This window comes from Pseudomonas sp. Sample_11, from assembly GCF_004307505.1.
Lineage (GTDB): Bacteria > Pseudomonadota > Gammaproteobacteria > Pseudomonadales > Pseudomonadaceae > Aquipseudomonas > Aquipseudomonas atacamensis.
The window spans coordinates 284648-301436 of the sequence record NZ_RCOD01000049.1 but is presented as its reverse complement, the minus strand read 5'-3'; the positions used below and the strand labels follow the sequence as shown (position 1 = coordinate 301436).

General features: G+C 61.5%; 18 protein-coding genes and 1 other RNA gene. 7 read left to right on the top strand and 12 right to left on the bottom strand.

The genetic code is table 11. From position 1 onward, the window contains the following. Nucleotides 1–46: 46 nt before the first annotated feature. The 7 genes from D8U60_RS14135 to D8U60_RS14105 all read right to left on the bottom strand — a co-directional run bounded on the left by D8U60_RS14135 (nt 47) and on the right by D8U60_RS14105 (nt 7876). Nucleotides 47–1663, bottom strand: a complete 1617-nt coding sequence (locus D8U60_RS14135; protein ID WP_130900328.1) for an iron ABC transporter permease — start codon at nt 1661–1663, stop codon at nt 47–49. A gap of 153 nt (nt 1664–1816) precedes the next feature. After that, nucleotides 1817–2821 carry an extracellular solute-binding protein gene (locus tag D8U60_RS14130; protein WP_130900327.1) on the bottom strand — a complete coding sequence of 335 codons (1005 nt, stop codon included), beginning with the start codon at nt 2819–2821 and terminating at the stop codon, nt 1817–1819. 246 nt (nt 2822–3067) lie between these two features. Continuing rightward, nucleotides 3068–4285, bottom strand: a complete 1218-nt coding sequence (locus D8U60_RS14125) for a 2-octaprenyl-3-methyl-6-methoxy-1,4-benzoquinol hydroxylase (protein WP_177435469.1) — start codon at nt 4283–4285, stop codon at nt 3068–3070. Nucleotides 4286–4294: 9 nt separating this feature from the next. Then, on the bottom strand, nt 4295–4780 hold the full coding sequence (locus D8U60_RS14120) for a DUF4442 domain-containing protein (RefSeq protein WP_122880324.1): 486 nt from the start codon (nt 4778–4780) through the stop codon (nt 4295–4297). Further along, nucleotides 4773–5960 (bottom strand): 2-octaprenyl-6-methoxyphenyl hydroxylase, encoded by a 1188-nt coding sequence (gene ubiH, locus D8U60_RS14115; protein ID WP_130900325.1) that lies wholly within the window; start codon nt 5958–5960, stop codon nt 4773–4775. The genes D8U60_RS14120 and ubiH overlap by 8 nt, the downstream gene beginning before the upstream one ends. Then, nucleotides 5957–7291, bottom strand: a complete 1335-nt coding sequence (gene pepP, locus D8U60_RS14110; RefSeq protein ID WP_130900324.1) for a Xaa-Pro aminopeptidase — start codon at nt 7289–7291, stop codon at nt 5957–5959. Before pepP ends, ubiH begins: the two co-directional genes overlap by 4 nt. A gap of 27 nt (nt 7292–7318) precedes the next feature. Further along, nucleotides 7319–7876: a YecA family protein gene (locus D8U60_RS14105; RefSeq protein WP_110644472.1), complete on the bottom strand. Its 558-nt coding sequence runs from the start codon at nt 7874–7876 to the stop codon at nt 7319–7321. Nucleotides 7877–8001: 125 nt separating this feature from the next. Between D8U60_RS14105 and D8U60_RS14100 the strand changes: the two genes are divergently transcribed. From D8U60_RS14100 to D8U60_RS14085, 4 genes are all read left to right on the top strand, one after another. Beyond that, on the top strand, nt 8002–8211 hold the full coding sequence (locus D8U60_RS14100; protein WP_007911197.1) for a TIGR02449 family protein: 210 nt from the start codon (nt 8002–8004) through the stop codon (nt 8209–8211). After that, nucleotides 8208–8525 carry a cell division protein ZapA gene (locus tag D8U60_RS14095; protein ID WP_016772632.1) on the top strand — a complete coding sequence of 106 codons (318 nt, stop codon included), beginning with the start codon at nt 8208–8210 and terminating at the stop codon, nt 8523–8525. Before D8U60_RS14100 ends, D8U60_RS14095 begins: the two co-directional genes overlap by 4 nt. 30 nt (nt 8526–8555) lie before the next feature. Further along, nucleotides 8556–8734: non-coding RNA, 6S RNA (ssrS, locus tag D8U60_RS14090), on the top strand. A gap of 80 nt (nt 8735–8814) precedes the next feature. Then, nucleotides 8815–9420, top strand: coding sequence for a 5-formyltetrahydrofolate cyclo-ligase (locus D8U60_RS14085; RefSeq protein ID WP_024014742.1), 606 nt, complete (start codon nt 8815–8817; stop codon nt 9418–9420). Nucleotides 9421–9455: 35 nt separating this feature from the next. On the opposite strand, the gene D8U60_RS27655 is transcribed toward D8U60_RS14085, so the two are convergent. Next, the gene (locus D8U60_RS27655; protein ID WP_024014743.1) at nt 9456–9611 is read right to left on the bottom strand and encodes a hypothetical protein; all 156 of its coding nucleotides are present in this window, start codon (nt 9609–9611) and stop codon (nt 9456–9458) included. A 197-nt stretch (nt 9612–9808) separates the two neighbouring features. Here D8U60_RS27655 and D8U60_RS14080 point away from each other — a divergent pair, with 197 nt between their 5' ends. Next, nucleotides 9809–10261 carry an EVE domain-containing protein gene (locus tag D8U60_RS14080; protein ID WP_122880321.1) on the top strand — a complete coding sequence of 151 codons (453 nt, stop codon included), beginning with the start codon at nt 9809–9811 and terminating at the stop codon, nt 10259–10261. Between the two features lie 113 nt (nt 10262–10374). On the opposite strand, the gene D8U60_RS14075 is transcribed toward D8U60_RS14080, so the two are convergent. Then, nucleotides 10375–10782 (bottom strand): flagellar basal body-associated protein FliL, encoded by a 408-nt coding sequence (locus tag D8U60_RS14075; RefSeq protein WP_039757432.1) that lies wholly within the window; start codon nt 10780–10782, stop codon nt 10375–10377. 150 nt (nt 10783–10932) lie between these two features. On the opposite strand from D8U60_RS14075, the gene D8U60_RS14070 reads away from it, so the two are divergent. Further along, a complete protein-coding gene (locus D8U60_RS14070) occupies nt 10933–11910 on the top strand; it encodes an NADPH:quinone oxidoreductase family protein (protein WP_130900323.1) in 978 nt (325 codons plus the stop codon). A 256-nt stretch (nt 11911–12166) separates the two neighbouring features. Then, nucleotides 12167–13516 carry a glycerol-3-phosphate transporter gene (gene glpT, locus D8U60_RS14065; protein ID WP_024014747.1) on the top strand — a complete coding sequence of 450 codons (1350 nt, stop codon included), beginning with the start codon at nt 12167–12169 and terminating at the stop codon, nt 13514–13516. On the opposite strand, the gene D8U60_RS14060 is transcribed toward glpT, so the two are convergent. From D8U60_RS14060 to ubiD, 3 genes are all read right to left on the bottom strand, one after another. After that, nucleotides 13492–14160, bottom strand: a complete 669-nt coding sequence (locus D8U60_RS14060) for a gamma-glutamylcyclotransferase (RefSeq protein WP_125925390.1) — start codon at nt 14158–14160, stop codon at nt 13492–13494. The two genes, glpT and D8U60_RS14060, sit on opposite strands and share 25 nt — an antisense overlap. Nucleotides 14161–14344: 184 nt before the next feature. Then, complete coding sequence (locus D8U60_RS14055; RefSeq protein ID WP_130900322.1) at nt 14345–15313, bottom strand: CDP-6-deoxy-delta-3,4-glucoseen reductase; 969 nt, start codon at nt 15311–15313, stop codon at nt 14345–14347. Beyond that, nucleotides 15313–16779, bottom strand: coding sequence for a 4-hydroxy-3-polyprenylbenzoate decarboxylase (gene ubiD, locus D8U60_RS14050; RefSeq protein ID WP_039757427.1), 1467 nt, complete (start codon nt 16777–16779; stop codon nt 15313–15315). Before ubiD ends, D8U60_RS14055 begins: the two co-directional genes overlap by 1 nt. Nucleotides 16780–16789 lie beyond the last annotated feature (10 nt).

Sequence of the window (16789 nt, the reverse complement as noted above, 5' to 3'; positions counted from 1 at the left end):
CGCACCGAATGCCGCGCATTGTAGCCGCATGATGTAGGACTGACGACTAAGTGTTTCGGTGCGCCGAACGTCGAATCAATCCGATCACCGGCAACAACCCGACCAGCACCAGCGTCAATGCCGGCAATGAGGCGCGCGCCCATTCGCCTTCGCTGGTCATTTCGAAGATGCGCACCGCCAGCGTGTCCCAGCCAAACGGGCGCATCAGCAGGGTCGCGGGCATTTCCTTGAGCACATCGACGAACACCAGCAACGCGGCGCTCAAGGTGCCGGGCAGCAACAGCGGCAGATACACTTTGAAAAACAGTCGCGGCCCACTGACACCCAGGCTACGTGCCGCTTCGGGCAAAGATGGCCGTATACGCGCCAGACTGCTTTCCAGAGGCCCATACGCCACGGCAATGAAGCGCACCAGATAAGCCATCAGCAACGCCGCGAGGCTGCCAAGCAGCAACGGTTTGCAGGCACCGCCAAGCCATGACGAAAGCGGAATCACCAGTTCACGATCCAGATAACTGAAGGCAAGCATGATCGACACCGCCAGCACCGAACCGGGCAAGGCGTAGCCGAGATTGGCCAGACCGACGCCGGAGTTGATGGCTGGGGTCGGCGCCAGACGCCGGGCAAACGCCAGCAACAGCGCAACGCTGACGGTGATCAGCGCGGCCATCGCGCCCAGATACAGCGTGTGCAGAATCAGTCCGGCGTAGCGCTCATCCAAATCGAAGCGTCCACGCTGCCAGAACCACACGATCAGTTGCAGCACCGGGATAACGAAGGCGCAGGCGAACACCAATCCACACCAGCCTGTCGCCGCGAACGCCTTGAGCCCGCGCAGGTGATACAGCGCCTTCACCCGTGGCCGCTCATTGCTGGCACGATTCGCCCCGCGCGCACGGCGCTCGCCGTACAGCACCAGCATCACCACCAGCAGCAACAGACTGGCCAGTTGTGCGGCGCTGGGCAGGCTGAAGAAGCCGTACCAGGTCTTGTAGATTGCCGTGGTGAAGGTGTCGAAGTTGAACACCGACACCGCGCCAAAATCGGCCAGGGTTTCCATCAGCGCCAGCGCAACGCCCGCGCCGATCGCCGGACGCGCCATCGGCAGCGCAACGCGCCAGAACGCCTGCCACGGCGACTGCCCGAGCACCCGCGCCGCTTCCATCAAACCTTTGCCCTGAGCCAGAAACGCGGTGCGCGCCAGCAGATAAACGTAGGGATAAAACACCAGCACCAGCACCACGATCACCCCGCCGGTGGAACGCACTCGCGGCAGGCGCAGACCCGTGCCGAACCATTCGCGCAGCAGGGTTTGCACGGGGCCGGCGAAATCCAGCAGGCCGACGAAAACGAACGCCAGTACGTACGCTGGAATGGCGAAGGGCAGCATCAGCGCCCAGTCGAGCCAGCGCCGACCGGGGAATTCACAGAGACTGGTCAGCCACGCCAGGCTGACACCCAGCAGGGTGACGCCGACACCGACGCCGAGGATCAGCGTCAGGGTATTGCCGAGCAGACGCGGCATCTGGGTTTGCCACAGGTGCGACCAGATCTGCTGATCAATGGTCTGCCACGACAGCAGCATCACGCTCAGCGGCAACAACACCAGCGCGGCGATGGCGAAAACGATGGGGTACCAGCGGCGTTGGGCGGGGTGGGCCAAGGAAACAATCTCGTTCAAATGATTGTGCCCACGCTCTGCGTGGGCACACATCCTGTGACGCTCCGCGTCACGCTTTCAGCGGCACGACGCAGAGCGTCGAGGGCTGCATTCCCACGCGGAGCGTGGGAACGATCAACAGTTACACGAAACGCCTCAGTTCCACCCCGCCCGATCCATCATCCGGATCGCCTCGGCCTGACGCTTGCCCGCCACTTCTACCGGCAAAGTATCAGCAATGAACTTGCCCCACGCCGCCACTTCTTCCGAGGGCGCCACCGCCGGGTTGGCCGGGAATTCCTGGTTCACGTCGGCAAAAATCTTCTGTGCCTCAGGCGTGGTCATCCATTCGACCAGCGCTTTGGCCGCTTCCGGGTGCGGTGCATGCTTGGTCAGGCCGATGCCCGACAGGTTCACATGCACACCACGATCAGCCTGGTTCGGCCAGAACAGCTTCACCGGCAATTCAGGCTTCTGCTTGTGCAGGCGACCGTAGTAGTAGGTGTTGACGATGCCAATGTCGCACTGCCCGGCGTTGATCGCTTCCAGCACTGCAACGTCATCGGAGAACACGTCAGTGGACAGGTTGTTGACCCAGCCCTTGAGGATTTTCTCGGTCTTCTCGGCGCCGTGAACTTCGATCATGGTTGCAGTCAGCGACTGGTTGTAGACCTTCTTCGCCGTGCGCAGGCACAGGCGGCCTTCCCAATTCTTGTCGGCCAGCGCTTCGTAAGTGGTCAGTTCGCCCGGCTTCACCCGCTCGGTGGAATAGGCGATGGTCCGCGCGCGCAGGCTCAGGCCGGTCCAAGCGTGGGTGGACGAGCGATATTGCGCGGGAATGTTGGTGTCGATAATTTTCGAAGTGAACGGCTGGAGGATGCCCATCTGCTCGGCCTGCCACAGGTTGCCGGCATCGACGGTAAGCAGCAGATCGGCGGTGGCGTTTTCACCTTCAGCCTTGATGCGCTGCATCAGCGGCGCTTCCTTGTCGGTGATGAACTTGATCTTCACCCCGGTCTTGGCGGTGTAGGCATCGAATACCGGTTTGATCAGCTCATCGATACGCGACGAGTAAACCACCACCTCATCGGCGGCCTGGGCAGTGGTGCTGCCGATCAGGGTCAAGGCCAGTGCGGTCAGAAGACGCTTGGGTGCCAACATGGGAGTGGTCTCACGGTCGGGAAAGGTGGCCCAAATGATAAGGACTCACATTTACCACCACAATCGAACACTGGGGGAAGGCGTTACCAGATGTTGCACAGCGTTATTTTTGTGTCGGGTTTGCCGACGCCATCGCTGGCAAGCCAGCTCCCACAAGGTTTTCGGTGTGTCCAACATTAATGCTTCACACCGACCACTGTGGGAGCGGGCTTGCCCGCGATGAGGTCAGCAGCAACAACGAACATCTCAGGGTTTGGCCAAGGCCGGAAGGTCCCCCGTCAACCCCAGCGCCTCGCGCACAAACAACGCCTTCGCCTCGGGCATCTGCTCAACCAGCTTCAACCCGGCATTGCGCAACCAGCGCAGTGGCAGCGGGTCGGCCTGGAACAACCGCTCGAAGCCTTCCATCGCCGCCATCAGCGCCAGATTGTGCGGCATACGCCGACGCTCGTAGCGGCTCAGCACCTTCACATCTGCCAGTCGCTCACCGCGCCCATGCGCTTGCAGCAACACTTCCGCCAGCACCGCTGCATCGAGGAAACCAAGGTTCACACCCTGCCCCGCCAACGGGTGAATGGTGTGCGCCGCATCACCGATCAACGCCAGGCCCTCAGCGACGTAGCGCTTGGCGTGACGCTGACGCAGCGGCACGCACAGACGCGGGTCGGCGCTGATGACTTCACCGAGGCACCCTTCGAACGCGCGCTCCAGCTCAGCGCAAAACGCAGTCTCCTCCAGCGCCATCAAGCGCTCGGCTTCAGCCGGTGTGGTCGACCAGACGATCGAGCACCAGTCCTGCTGACCATCACGTTCCAGCGGCAGAAACGCCAATGGCCCGTGATCGGTAAAGCGCTGCCAGGCGGTTTTGCGGTGCGGCTGGCTGCAGCGCACGCTGGTGACGATGGCGTGATGCAGATAATCCCACTCGCGGGTCGCCACGCCGGTCAGACGGCGCACGGCAGAATTGGCGCCATCGGCCGCGATCACCAGCGGCGCGCGCAAGGTGCGGCCATCGGCCAGGGTCAGCAGCCAGTCATCGCCGGAACGACGCATCTGCTCCAGCCGTGCATTGGCCAACATGCCGAGGTCGCAATCATGCAAACGCTCGAGCAGCGCATCCTGCACCACGCGGTTTTCGACGATGTGGCCGAGCACATCGGCATGTACGCTGCTCGCCGAGAAATGAATCTGCCCGGTGCCGCTGCCGTCCCAGACGTGCATGTCGGTGTACGGGCTGCTGCGCCGCTGGGCGATGCCGTCCCAGACGCCAAGGCGTTCGAGAATGCGCTGGCTGGCCGCGGACAACGCGCTGACGCGCGGTTCGAACGCCGCTTCGGCATCGAACGGCTTCACGCTCAACGGGCTGCCGTCGAGCAGCAGCACTTCCAGCCCACTGTCCTGTAGCGCCAGCGCCAGGGCGCTGCCGACCATTCCGGCTCCGACAATCAGCAGATCTGCGCGCATTTCCATGCTTTAGGCCTGTCTCGCTTGCGGCTTGAGCCGCACGTAAAGGGTTTTACCGACCCGCGCCACAAGGTTGCCGGCGCCGTCATGAATGTCGACCTGCAACTGCGGCAGGTATTTATCGCCGTTGGCGGTCTGCCGGCGGATCTCGTCGAGCAGGGTCTGGTCGATGTTGAACCGGGCGAACACCGGGCCTTTGCCCGGCGCAATGAAATCGATGTCGGCGGCCTTGTCCCAGACGATGTATTTCGGGCCGAGGTTTTCCATGAGCATCAACATGAAGAACGGGTCGACCATCGAATACAGACTGCCGCCAAACTGGGTGCCGACATAGTTGCGGTTGTACCAGCCCAACCCCATGGACACCTGCACATCGCGAAAGTCGTCACTGATGTGCCGAACGCGCACTCCGGCACCGAGATACGGCGGGTAGAAGGTCATTACCCAGCGCATCAACCGCGCTTTGCCGAATTTTTTGCTCAGCCACTCAAGCATCCGGACGGGTTCCCAGGCCCATCGCCTGCCGGGCGAACCAGCGCTTGGCTGGCGGCAGCAGGTCGAGGCCGAGCAGGCCGAGATTGCGCCCCAGCGACACCAGCGGCTGGGTGCTGCCGAACAGGCGCGTGACCTGATCGGAGAAGCCCACCGTCAGGTCCTGATCGAGGCGCTGCCGTTCGCGATAGGCCTGCAACGTGGCGAAGTCGCCCAGCGGCTTGTCGCTGGCCAGCAGCGCGGCAGCCAAGGCGTCGGCGTCACGCAGCGACAGGTTGAAGCCCTGGCCGGCAATCGGGTGCAGGCTGTGTGCGGCGTTGCCGAGCACGGCCAGATGCGAACGCACCTGTTCTTCAGCTTCGATCAGCGACAGCGGATACAGATGCCGTGCGCCGACCTGTTTCAAAGTGCCGAGGCGGTAACCGAATACGCCTTGCAGCTCGCTGAGAAATTCACGCTCGCTCAATTCAGTCAGACGCTGCGCATCCATGCCCAGACGGGTCCAGACCAGCGCGCAACGGTTGTCCGGCAGCGGCAGCAGGGCCATCGGCCCCTCATCGGTAAAGCGCTCGAAGGCCATGCCGTTGTGCGCTTCACTCGGGGTGATGTTGGCGATCAGTGCGCTCTGGTTGTAAGGGCGCGTGCGCACGTTGATGCCCAACTGTTCGCGCAGCCCGGAACGGCCGCCATCGGCGAGCACCGCGAGATCGCATTCCAGCGTGGTTTCATCGTTGAGGGTCAGGCGATAGCCATCGGCCAACGGCTCCATGCGCGTGACTTCCGCCGGGCAGCGCCACGTGATCACGTCTTTGTCGAGGTGCTGCCACAGGCACTGGCCGAGCCAGGCGTTTTCCACCACGTAACCGAGCGCTGGCACACCCTCTTCCATCGCCGACAAGCGCGCGGTGGAGAAGCGGCCACGGTCGGAGACGTGAATCTGTTTGATCGGCTCGGCGCGGCGGGAGATTTCCTGCCACACGCCCAGGCGCTGATAAATCTGCCGCGAGCCGAACGACAGTGCCGAGGAGCGGGCGTCATAGCTCGGCTGCCAGTTGTCGCCGGGGGCGAACGGTTCGATCAGGACGATTTTCCAGCCTTGCGCCTTGGCCCCGGCCTGCAACGCCAACGCCAGACTGGCGCCGACCAGGCCGCCACCGATGATTGCCAGATTGACTCGACTCATGCTGCGTGTGTCCTTGCTTGTGCCATCAGCGCTTCGATCTCGGCGACGGTTTTTGGCACGCCGCTGGTGAGGATTTCACAGCCGGACCGGGTCACGACCACGTCATCCTCGATGCGCACGCCAATGCCGCGCCATTTCTTCGCCACGTTCTGATTGTCCGCCGCGATGTAGATGCCAGGCTCCACGGTCAGCGCCATCCCGACCTCCAGCACACGCCATTCGCCGCCGACCTTGTACTCGCCAACGTCATGCACATCCATGCCCAGCCAGTGGCCGGCGCGGTGCATATAAAAAGCCTTGTAGGCTTCGCTGGCGATCAACTCGTCAACCTCACCGTGCAACAAACCAAGTTTGACCAGACCTGCGGTGATCACTCGAACCGTGGCTTCGTGCGCCTGGTTCCAGTGCTTATTGGGGGCGATCTCGGCGAACGCCGCTTCCTGCGAAGCCAGCACCAACTCGTAGATCGCCTTCTGCTCCGGCGAAAACTTGCCGTTGACCGGCCACGTGCGGGTAATGTCGCTGGCGTAGCAGTCGATCTCGCAACCGGCGTCGATCAACACCAGATCGCCGTCCCTGAGCAGCGCGTCATTCTGCTGGTAATGCAGGATGCAGCTGTTGCGCCCGGCGGCGACGATCGAACCGTAGGCCGGCATCTTCGCCCCGCCCTTGCGGAATTCATAATCCAGTTCGGCTTCGAGGCTGTATTCATACAGCCCCGGACGACTGGCCTGCATCGCGCGGATATGCGCTTGCGCCGAAATCCGCGCGGCTTCGCGCATCACCTTCACTTCTGCCGCCGATTTATACAGGCGCATGTCGTGCAGCAGATGATCCAGGGCAACGAATTCATTCGGCGGCTGCGCGCCGAGGTGTGCCTTGGAACGGATCACGTTGATCCAGTCCATCAGGTGCCGATCGAATTCGGGATTGCTGCCCATCGCCGAATACACCCGGTCGCGGCCTTCGATGAGGCCCGGGAGAATGTCGTCGATGTCAGTAATCGGAAAAGCATCGTCGGCGCCGTACTCGCGGATCGCGCCTTCCTGCCCGGCGCGCAGGCCATCCCACAATTCGCGCTCGGCGTTGCGTTCACGGCAGAACAGGATGTACTCACCGTGCTCGCGGCCGGGCATCAGGACGATGACGGCTTGTGGCTCGGGAAAACCGCTGAGGTACTGGAAGTCGCTGTCCTGACGGTAGACGTGCTCGACGTCGCGGTTGCGGATGGCCACCGCGGCGGCGGGCAGGATCGCGATGCTGTTGGGTTCCATCTGCGCCATCAGGGCCTTGCGGCGACGGCTGTATTCCGCTTTGGGGATATGGGTCATGGGCAGATGGTTTTCCCTGGCACGCGATTAATGCAGCGACGGCTTGGCGGCTGGCGGCACATCGGCTTTTTTGGTTTCCGAGAACAGCAGCAACGGCGCGACGCGCAGGTATTCCATGACTTCCATGTAGTCGGATTCGCCGTCTTCAGATTCTTCCAGCGCGTCCTGCACCTGAGCGATGGCGGCCAGATCCCGCAGCACTTCGTTGGCTTCGTCACTCAGTGCATAAGCACGGCGGGTCAGACCGAAACCGCTGAGGAAGCCCTGGCACCACTCGCCCAGTGCGGCGGCGCGCTCGGCCAGCGGTGCATCGTCGGTCGGCAGCAGCAGCACGACGGTGATGTCGGCGCCGGTCAGCTCGCCTTTGACCATCTCCTGCAGGCCGATCAGGGCGTTGCGGACGTTGTCCTGGATGTCGCCTTCGAGCAGTTCGGCGGCGTCGATCAGCCAGCCTTCGTGATCGAAGCCGGCCCCGGCGCAACTGCGCCCGAGCAGCACGCCGTGCAGTTCGGCAGGCGAGACGTTGTGGCCGCTGGCAGTCAGCAGGGTGGCAAAGGCTTGGTACGGGGAATTCGCAATGGTCATGGGCAGCTAGGCGCCAGACGGCGCTATGTCTAGAATGAAGGCCTTGTATCCTACATCGACAGCCCCGCCAAGACCATTAAAGGCTGTCCGCCAGTCACCACCCATCAGACGAACACGTGGACCCAATGGAAGACACCGACCTGCAAGCGCTGATGGCCAGACTCGAACTGCTGATTGGCCGAGTCGAGCAACTTAAGAGTCAAAACGCACTCTTACTAGCTCAGGAAAAAACCTGGCGCGAGGAACGCGCTCACCTCATTGAAAAAAACGAAATCGCCCGGCGTAAGGTCGAATCGATGATTTCGCGCCTCAAGGCCCTGGAGCAAGACTCATGAGTTCAAGCAATAGCGTTACCGTGCAGATCCTCGACAAAGAGTATTCGATCATCTGCCCGCCGGAAGAACGCAGCAATCTGGTCAGTGCCGCCCGCTACCTGGACGGCAAGATGCGCGAGATCCGCAGCAGCGGCAAAGTCATCGGCGCCGATCGCATTGCCGTGATGGCCGCGCTGAACATCACCCACGACCTGTTGCACAAGGAAGAGCGCCCGGATATCCAGGCCAGCGGTTCGACCCGCGAACAGGTACGCGACTTGCTCGATCGTGTCGATCTGGTCCTGGCCGACGATCAGAACACCGCCAAGGGCTGATTCGACTGACAGCTTGAGGTATACTCGCGGCACTCCCTGGGGTGCTTGCCAGTTGACGATGTCCCGGAGCCGATTCGCACTACCCTGGAAGTTGCACGTTGGGCTGGTGTGCATGTCCGCTAGACGGAAAGCCTTAAAGTCTACTGCTTCTTCCACCTTGAACTTTCGGGTTCAAGGGCTGAGTTGACAGCGGTTCATCCGGGGAGCCTGATTCGAATCCGATGTCGGTGTATGCCGACATCGGATTTTTTATGCGTACGTTTTTGCATCCACCTGCCGAAGCCGAACCATGACCGAACCCGCGCTGCTGCCCCGCCCGCAACTCCGCCGCCTGCTGCGCAAGGCCCGCCGTGCGCTGACGCCGGGCGAACAACGCCAGGCTGCCAAAGGCCTGTTCCGGCAACTGGCGCAAGACCCGCACTTTCGCCGGGCGAAACATATCTCCCTGTACTTGCCCACCGACGGTGAAATCGATCCGCGCCTGCTCCTGCGCGAAGCCCAGCGTCGCGGCAAGGCGACTTATCTGCCGGTACTCAGCGCGTGGCCACGAACGAAAATGGTCTTCCAGCGCATCCGCCCCGGCGAAAAGCTCACGCCCAATCGCTTCCGCATCCTCGAGCCCCGGGCCAATCTGGCTCGGCAACGCAAGGTCTGGGCGCTGGATCTGGTGTTGTTGCCGCTGGTGGGATTTGACGATGTCGGCGGACGCTTGGGCATGGGCGGCGGGTTTTATGATCGCAGCCTCGCCTATCTGGCCCGGCGCAAGAACTGGCGCAAGCCGACGCTGCTGGGCCTGGCCCATGAGTGTCAGAAGGTCGAGCGTCTGGCGCAGGCGAGCTGGGATGTGCCGTTACAAGGCACGGTCACCGACAAGGCGTGGTATTTCGCAGAGTAGACGCCGCATGGAACAGCGGCGTCGAAGAGACAGGTTCAGCGTTTGAAAGCGGTCGACTGTTGCACCTGTTGCGCCACTTCAATCGGCGCGTCGGTCTTGTTCGCCCACAGGCTCTGCGCGTAACCGGTGGTTACCACGCCCAGGCCAAACAAAATTACCAAAGTCCATAGCAAATCCGGTTTGCGTTTCATCGATTGCCCCCCTCAAGGCACATCATCACGATGACAGCAGCGGTTTCCGTTCGTAGGCCGTGCAGCAGCGTCAAGCTTTAAAGGCCGGCATTTTGCGGCAACGTGAACCTGTGCGCAAACGCTGACGTCAACCGACTGTCGGTTTGTCATAAAATTGCCCGACAACCTGCCCAATGACCGCTTCAGGAGCACACCACATGGCCTACTGGCTGATGAAATCAGAGCCCGACGAACTCTCGATCAAGGGTCTGGAAAAGCTCGGCAAGGCGCGCTGGGACGGGGTTCGCAACTATCAGGCGCGCAATTTCCTGCGGGCGATGGCCGCTGGTGATGAGTTCTTTTTCTACCATTCCAGCTGCCCCGAGCCGGGGATTGCCGGGATTGGCAAAATTATCGAAGCAGCGTATCCCGATCCGACGGCGCTGGAGCCCGACAGCCATTACTTCGATCCGAAGGCTACAGCAGAAAAAAATGCCTGGAGCGCGATCGATGTCGAGCATGTCGAGACGTTCAAACGGGTGTTGAAGCTGGATTATTTGAAGCAGCAGACGGCCCTGGCGGAGCTGCCGCTGGTGCAGAAGGGCTCGCGGTTGTCGGTGATGCCGGTGACGGCGGAGCAGTGGGCGGCAGTCATCGCGCTCAAACCCTGATTCATTTTTGCCGGATAAATAGCTTTCGCGAGCAGGCTCGCTCCCACAGGAACATGCAGTCCAATGTGGGAGCGAGCCTGCTCGCGAAGAGGCCAGCCCGGACAGCGAATGACTTACTGAATGATCAGGTTGTTGAACAACAGATCCTCAACAACAGGCTTGCCGGTCTCGTCATTCATCACCTGCTGGGTCTGCTTCAACGCTTCCTGACGCAGCTTTTCCTTGCCTTCGATGCTGCCCATCGCCTCGGTGGTCTGCTGAGTGAACAACGCCACCAGCTGATTGCGGATCAGTGGCTCGTTGGCCTTGACCAGTTTGGTCGCCTCTTCGCCGGTTACGCGCAGGGCCACATCGGCCTTGTAGACCTTGAGCTTGGCGGTGCCGTCGAGGCCATAGTTGCCGACGAACGGCGGGCTCAGGGTGATGTAATTGACTTTCGGCGCCTCGCCTTCTTTGGCTTCTTCGGCCAGTGCTGCCACAGGCAGAGACAGGGCCAGCAACAACATGATCCACGCTTTCACAATTCGCTCCTTATCCGGTTTGCGGCCTAGCATAACGACCCGCCGCGCAAGCACAAGCTTATGGCTGACTATCAGGGTCGGGCATGCTCGTTGACCCGTTGATTCACACACCTACACTTATCGGCCATCACTCCCAAAGGAATAGCCCTGATGAAAGCCGTGCTGTGCAAAGCCTTCGGCCCTGCCGAATCGCTGGTGCTGGAAGACGTCGCCAGCCCTGTCGCCAAGAAGAATGAAATCCTGCTGGACGTGCACGCTGCCGGAGTCAATTTCCCGGACACGCTGATCATCGAGGGCAAATACCAGTTCAAACCGCCCTTCCCGTTTTCGCCAGGCGGTGAAGCGGCGGGCGTGGTGCGCGAAGTCGGCGAAAAGGTCAGCCATCTGAAAGTCGGCGACCGGGTCATGGCGCTGACCGGTTGGGGCAGTTTTGCCGAGCAGGTGGCGGTGCCGGGCTACAACGTCCTGCCGATTCCGCCGTCGATGGATTTCAACGTCGCCGCTGCATTCAGCATGACCTATGGCACGTCGATGCACGCGCTCAAACAACGCGCCAACCTGCAACCGGGCGAAACCCTGCTGGTGCTCGGCGCGTCGGGCGGCGTCGGCCTCGCCGCGGTGGAGATCGGCAAAGCCATGGGCGCCCGCGTGATCGCTGCTGCCAGCAGCGCCGAAAAACTCGCGGTGGCCAAGGCTGCCGGCGCCGATGAGCTGATCAACTACAGCGAAGCCAGCCTCAAGGACGAGATCAAACGCCTCACCGACGGCCAGGGCGCCGACGTGATCTACGACCCGGTCGGCGGCGACCTGTTCGACCAGGCCATCCGCGCCATCGCCTGGAACGGCCGCCTGCTGGTGGTCGGCTTCGCCAGCGGACGCATCCCGGAACTGCCGGTCAACCTCGCCCTGCTCAAAGGCGCGGCGGTACTCGGCGTGTTCTGGGGCTCCTTTGCCCAGCGCCAACCCCAGGACAACGCAGCAAACTTCCAGCAGCTGTTCAGCTGGTTTGCCGAGGGCAAACTCAAACCGCTGGTATCGCAGGTGTATCCGCTGAGCAATGCGGCGCAGGCGATCGATGATCTCGGCCAGCGCAAGGCTGTGGGCAAGGTTGTCGTTCAGGTTCGTTAAAACATGGAGCGATCCGGAGCAACCATCCGGATCGCTTTAACGCTCAGATCCGCCTCGCCAATCCGTTAAACCGCAGAAACCCATCCGAGCCACCATCCCCTCAGCGCCGCCTTCTTATCTCAGAGCGACATGTTCATAAAGGAACGCTCATCTGCCCAAATTTCCGCTGTTTTGCCGACGCGAAGCGATGCTATTTTCGGTAACGAAACTGTAACATTCGCATCCGCAGTCAAAACAAGAAAACTGGAGCTCTTGAATGTTTGCTTTCTTTCGTCCTGCCGCACATCAGGCTCCATTGCCTGAAGAAAAAATAGACAGCACCTACCGCCGCCTGCGCTGGCAGATCTTCGCCGGTATCTTTATCGGCTACGCCGGTTACTACCTGCTGCGCAAGAACTTCTCCCTGGCCATGCCGTACCTGATCGACGAAGGCTACAGCCGTGGCGACCTCGGCCTGGCGATGTCGGCGATCGCCATTGCTTACGGTCTGTCGAAGTTCCTCATGGGCCTGGTGTCCGACCGTTCCAACCCGCGCTTCTTCCTGCCGTTCGGTCTGCTGGTCTCGGCCGGGGTGATGTTCATTTTCGGTTTCGCGCCGTGGGCAACGTCCAGCGTGACGATGATGTTCATTCTCCTGTTCATCAACGGCTGGGCGCAGGGCATGGGCTGGCCGCCGAGCGGGCGGACCATGGTGCACTGGTGGTCGCAGAAGGAACGCGGCGGCGTGGTCTCGGTGTGGAACGTGGCGCATAACGTCGGCGGCGGTCTGATCGGCCCGCTGTTCCTGATCGGCATGGGCCTGTTCAACGACTGGCACGCGGCGTTTTACGTCCCGGCAGCAGTCGCACTGGGCGTGGCGGTGTTCGCCTTCATCACCATGCGTGACACCCCGCAATCGGTCGGCCTGCCGCCGATCGAGCAGTACAAGAACGATTACCCGGAAGGCTACGACGCCAGCCACGAAGACGAATTCAGCGCCAAGGAAATCTTCGTCAAATACGTGCTGCGCAACAAAATGCTCTGGTACATCGCTCTGGCCAACGTTTTCGTCTACTTGCTGCGCTACGGCGTGCTGGACTGGGCGCCGACGTACCTGAAGGAAGCCAAGGGCTTCACCGTGGATAAGACCTCGTGGGCCTATTTCTTCTACGAGTGGGCAGGCATCCCGGGCACGCTGCTGTGCGGCTGGATGTCGGACAAGATCTTCCGTGGCAACCGTGGCCTGACCGGCATGGTGTTCATGGCCCTGGTGACTGTGGCGACTCTGGTGTACTGGCTCAATCCGGCCGGCAACCCGATGGTCGACATGATCGCCCTGTTGTCGATCGGCTTCCTGATCTACGGCCCGGTGATGCTGATCGGTCTGCAAGCGCTGGAACTGGCACCGAAGAAAGCCGCCGGTACCGCAGCGGGCTTCACCGGTCTGTTCGGTTATCTGGGGGGTTCGGTCGCGGCCAGTGCGGCGATGGGCTACACCGTTGACCACTTCGGCTGGGATGGCGGTTTCGTGCTGCTGGTCGGCGCTTGCCTGCTGGCGATGGCCTTCCTTGCGCCAACGCTGTGGCACAAGCAAGTCGCCAGTCAGAGCCGTGAAGCGGTCGCCTGATCGCTGTGTGATTTACAGCGCTTGAGCCGCGCCTCCAGATTGCGGTCTGGCATGGCGTGGCTGCGCAGGGCGTGCGCGGTCTGCTCGACATAATCGCGAGTGGTGCCGTAACGCCCGCTGGCGTTGGCGAACACCTGGCTGAGCACATGATCCGGCAAGTTGCCGGCATAGCTCGGCAGGTGACGCTCCAGCACGAAGCCCAAGGCCTGCACCTGAGTGCCATCTTCGAGCCGGCAATTGAGCCAGTGCGGGCGATACGAGGGAAACGGCATCTCGCGTTTCCACAGCGCATACAGCGCGGTATCGAGATTGTCTTCCGGCAAGCGGTAGGCAAAGCCACTGCATGAACCGCCACGATCCAGACCGAACACCAGACCGGGCATTTCCGGGGTACCCCGGTGCTCGTGGGACCACAGGTACAAGCCACGATGGTAGCCATGCACGCGACCGCGCATGCGCTCAACTGCCGTGCATTCCGGCCGCCAGATCAGCGAGCCATACGCGAACAGCCACACCGGCCCGCCCTTGTGGCGTGCCATGGTCGATTGCATGGAAGCGAGAAGTTGTTCGTGCGTCAGCTGCGGCCCAAGATCGAGCCGCGGAGGGTAAGCCAGGTTCAGAATTGCGTTTTCAATGGCGCTCATGGCGAATAGCGTTCAGCTCCCCGCGGGTGAAGAATTACTTAATAGAACGCACCGCTGTAACAATAAGGCACATATGTTTTAAGGCAAATTAAGTGCCACTGCTTAATTGCCTGATCGATATATAACCTAGCGGTATTTGCCTAATTAGATAAATACCGATCGGCTATATACCAAGTTATAAGTCTCAGGAGCGCGGCGCGTAGGCGAAGACGTCGGCGCGCATCTGATGCGCGTCCATGCCCGCCTCGACCAGCGCATCCAGAGTGCCGTAAACCATCGCCGGCGAACCGCTGGCATAGACGTGCAGCGCCTTCAGATCGGGGAAATCCTCACAAACCGCCTCGTGCAACATTCCGCAGCGCCCTTCCCAGCCACACTGGTCGCTGACCACTTTGTGCAGGAACAGATTGGGCAGCTTCAGCCATTCATCCCAGTGCTCGATCTGATAAAAATCTTCTGGACGGCGTACGCCCCAATACAGATGCACTGGATGCTTGAAGCCTTCGGCGCGGCAATGTTCGATCAGGCTGTGAATCTGGCCCATGCCGGTGCCGGCGGCGATCAACACCAGCGGACCGTCGGGCAGCTCCGCAAGATGTGTGTCACCGAACGGCAACTCGACACGCACCATCGGGTTGCGTTGCAGCTGCTCGATCAGGCTCAACGCACTGGTTTCGCGCGCCAGCACATGGATTTCCAGATCACGTCCGCCGTGGGGTGCCGAAGCCATGGAGAACGCCGACTTCTCACCGTTCTCACGCTCGATCATCAAATATTGCCCGGCGTGATAGCGCGGCGGCTTGCCCGCCGGTGCACGCAGACGCACGCGCCAGGTGTCGCCGCCGACCTCGCGACACTCGATGACCTGACACGACAGGCTACGCACCGGCAGCTCACCCAGTGCGAGCACGCCATCCCACAACAGCACGCAGTCTTCCAGCGGTGCGGCGATGCAGGTGTAGAACTCGCCATGATCGTGGACTTTGCCGGCCTGTTCGACGCGGCCTTCGACCAGCAGCGCTGCACACACGTGGCAATTGCCGTTGCGGCAGCTTTGCGGGCAGTCATAGCCCAGGCGCCGCGCACCGTCGAGAATCCGCTCACCGGGCTGTATCTCGAGCACTGCTCCGGAAGGCTGCAGGGTTACACGCATCAATCTATTCCTAACTGATTCCAGATGGCATCGATCCGTTGGGTGACGGCGTCGTCCTTGACGATCACGCGGCCCCATTCGCGGGTGGTTTCGCCCGGCCACTTGTGGGTGGCATCCAGGCCCATTTTCGAGCCCAGGCCGGAAATCGGCGAAGCGAAGTCGAGGTAGTCGATCGGCGTGTTGTCGATCATCACCGTGTCGCGCTTGGGGTCCATGCGCGTGGTGATGGCCCAGATCACGTCGTTCCAGTCGCGGGCGTTGATATCGTCGTCAGTGACGATAACGAACTTGGTGTACATGAACTGTCGCAAAAACGACCAGACGCCGAGCATCACGCGCTTGGCATGCCCCGGATACGACTTCTTCATCGTCACCACGGCCATGCGGTACGAGCAGCCTTCCGGCGGCAGGTAGAAGTCGGTGATCTCCGGGAATTGCTTCTGCAGGATCGGCACGAACACTTCGTTCAGCGCCACGCCGAGAATCGCCGGCTCATCCGGCGGACGGCCGGTGTAAGTGCTGTGATAGATCGGTTTGATCCGGTGGGTGATGCGCTCGACGGTGAACACCGGGAAGCTGTCGACTTCGTTGTAGTAACCGGTGTGGTCGCCATACGGACCTTCGTCGGCCATTTCGCCGGGATGAATCACGCCTTCAAGAATGATTTCGGCGGTGGCCGGCACTTGCAGATCGTTGCCACGGCACTTGACCAGCTCGGTGCGGTTACCGCGCAAGAGCCCTGCAAAAGCATATTCCGAGAGGCTGTCCGGTACCGGCGTCACGGCACCGAGAATCGTTGCCGGATCGGCGCCAAGGGCTACGGACACCGGGAAAGGCTGACCCGGATGCTTCTCGCACCACTCGCGGAAGTCGAGAGCACCGCCACGATGGCTGAGCCAGCGCATGATCACCTTGTTGCGGCCAATCACTTGCTGGCGGTAGATACCGAGGTTCTGGCGTTCCTTGTTCGGGCCTTTGGTGACCGTCAGGCCCCACGTGATCAGCGGGCCGACGTCGCCGGGCCAGCAGGTCTGCACCGGCAACATCGCCAGATCGACGTCGTCGCCTTCGATGACCACTTCCTGACACACCGCATCTTTGACCACTTTCGGCGCCATCGAAATGATCTTGCGGAAGATCGGCAGTTTCGACCAGGCGTCCTTCAAGCCCTTCGGCGGCTCCGGCTCCTTGAGAAAGGCTAGCAGCTTGCCGATTTCGCGCAGTTCGCTGACCGACTCGGCGCCCATGCCCATGGCCACGCGCTCGGGGGTGCCGAACAGGTTGCCGAGCACCGGAATGTCGTAACCGGTGGGTTTTTCGAACAGCAGCGCCGGGCCTTTGGCCCGCAGCGTGCGGTCGCACACCTCAGTCATCTCCAGCACCGGCGAGACGGGAATCTGGATGCGTTTCAACTCTCCGCGCTGCTCAAGCTGCTGCACGAAATCCCGAAGATCCTTGAATTTCATTGACGATGGC

Coding starts and splice junctions, on each gene's coding strand:
- D8U60_RS14130 (WP_130900327.1), bottom strand. CDS start 2,821: ATGTTGGCACCCAAGCGTCTTCTGACCGCACTGGCCTTGACCCTGATC.
- D8U60_RS14125 (WP_177435469.1), bottom strand. CDS start 4,285: ATGCGCGCAGATCTGCTGATTGTCGGAGCCGGAATGGTCGGCAGCGCC.
- D8U60_RS14120 (WP_122880324.1), bottom strand. CDS start 4,780: ATGCTTGAGTGGCTGAGCAAAAAATTCGGCAAAGCGCGGTTGATGCGC.
- ubiH (WP_130900325.1), bottom strand. CDS start 5,960: ATGAGTCGAGTCAATCTGGCAATCATCGGTGGCGGCCTGGTCGGCGCC.
- pepP (WP_130900324.1), bottom strand. CDS start 7,291: ATGACCCATATCCCCAAAGCGGAATACAGCCGTCGCCGCAAGGCCCTG.
- D8U60_RS14105 (WP_110644472.1), bottom strand. CDS start 7,876: ATGACCATTGCGAATTCCCCGTACCAAGCCTTTGCCACCCTGCTGACT.
- D8U60_RS14100 (WP_007911197.1), top strand. CDS start 8,002: ATGGAAGACACCGACCTGCAAGCGCTGATGGCCAGACTCGAACTGCTG.
- D8U60_RS14095 (WP_016772632.1), top strand. CDS start 8,208: ATGAGTTCAAGCAATAGCGTTACCGTGCAGATCCTCGACAAAGAGTAT.
- D8U60_RS14085 (WP_024014742.1), top strand. CDS start 8,815: ATGACCGAACCCGCGCTGCTGCCCCGCCCGCAACTCCGCCGCCTGCTG.
- D8U60_RS27655 (WP_024014743.1), bottom strand. CDS start 9,611: ATGAAACGCAAACCGGATTTGCTATGGACTTTGGTAATTTTGTTTGGC.
- D8U60_RS14080 (WP_122880321.1), top strand. CDS start 9,809: ATGGCCTACTGGCTGATGAAATCAGAGCCCGACGAACTCTCGATCAAG.
- D8U60_RS14070 (WP_130900323.1), top strand. CDS start 10,933: ATGAAAGCCGTGCTGTGCAAAGCCTTCGGCCCTGCCGAATCGCTGGTG.
- glpT (WP_024014747.1), top strand. CDS start 12,167: ATGTTTGCTTTCTTTCGTCCTGCCGCACATCAGGCTCCATTGCCTGAA.
- D8U60_RS14060 (WP_125925390.1), bottom strand. CDS start 14,160: ATGAGCGCCATTGAAAACGCAATTCTGAACCTGGCTTACCCTCCGCGG.
- D8U60_RS14055 (WP_130900322.1), bottom strand. CDS start 15,313: ATGCGTGTAACCCTGCAGCCTTCCGGAGCAGTGCTCGAGATACAGCCC.
- ubiD (WP_039757427.1), bottom strand. CDS start 16,779: ATGAAATTCAAGGATCTTCGGGATTTCGTGCAGCAGCTTGAGCAGCGC.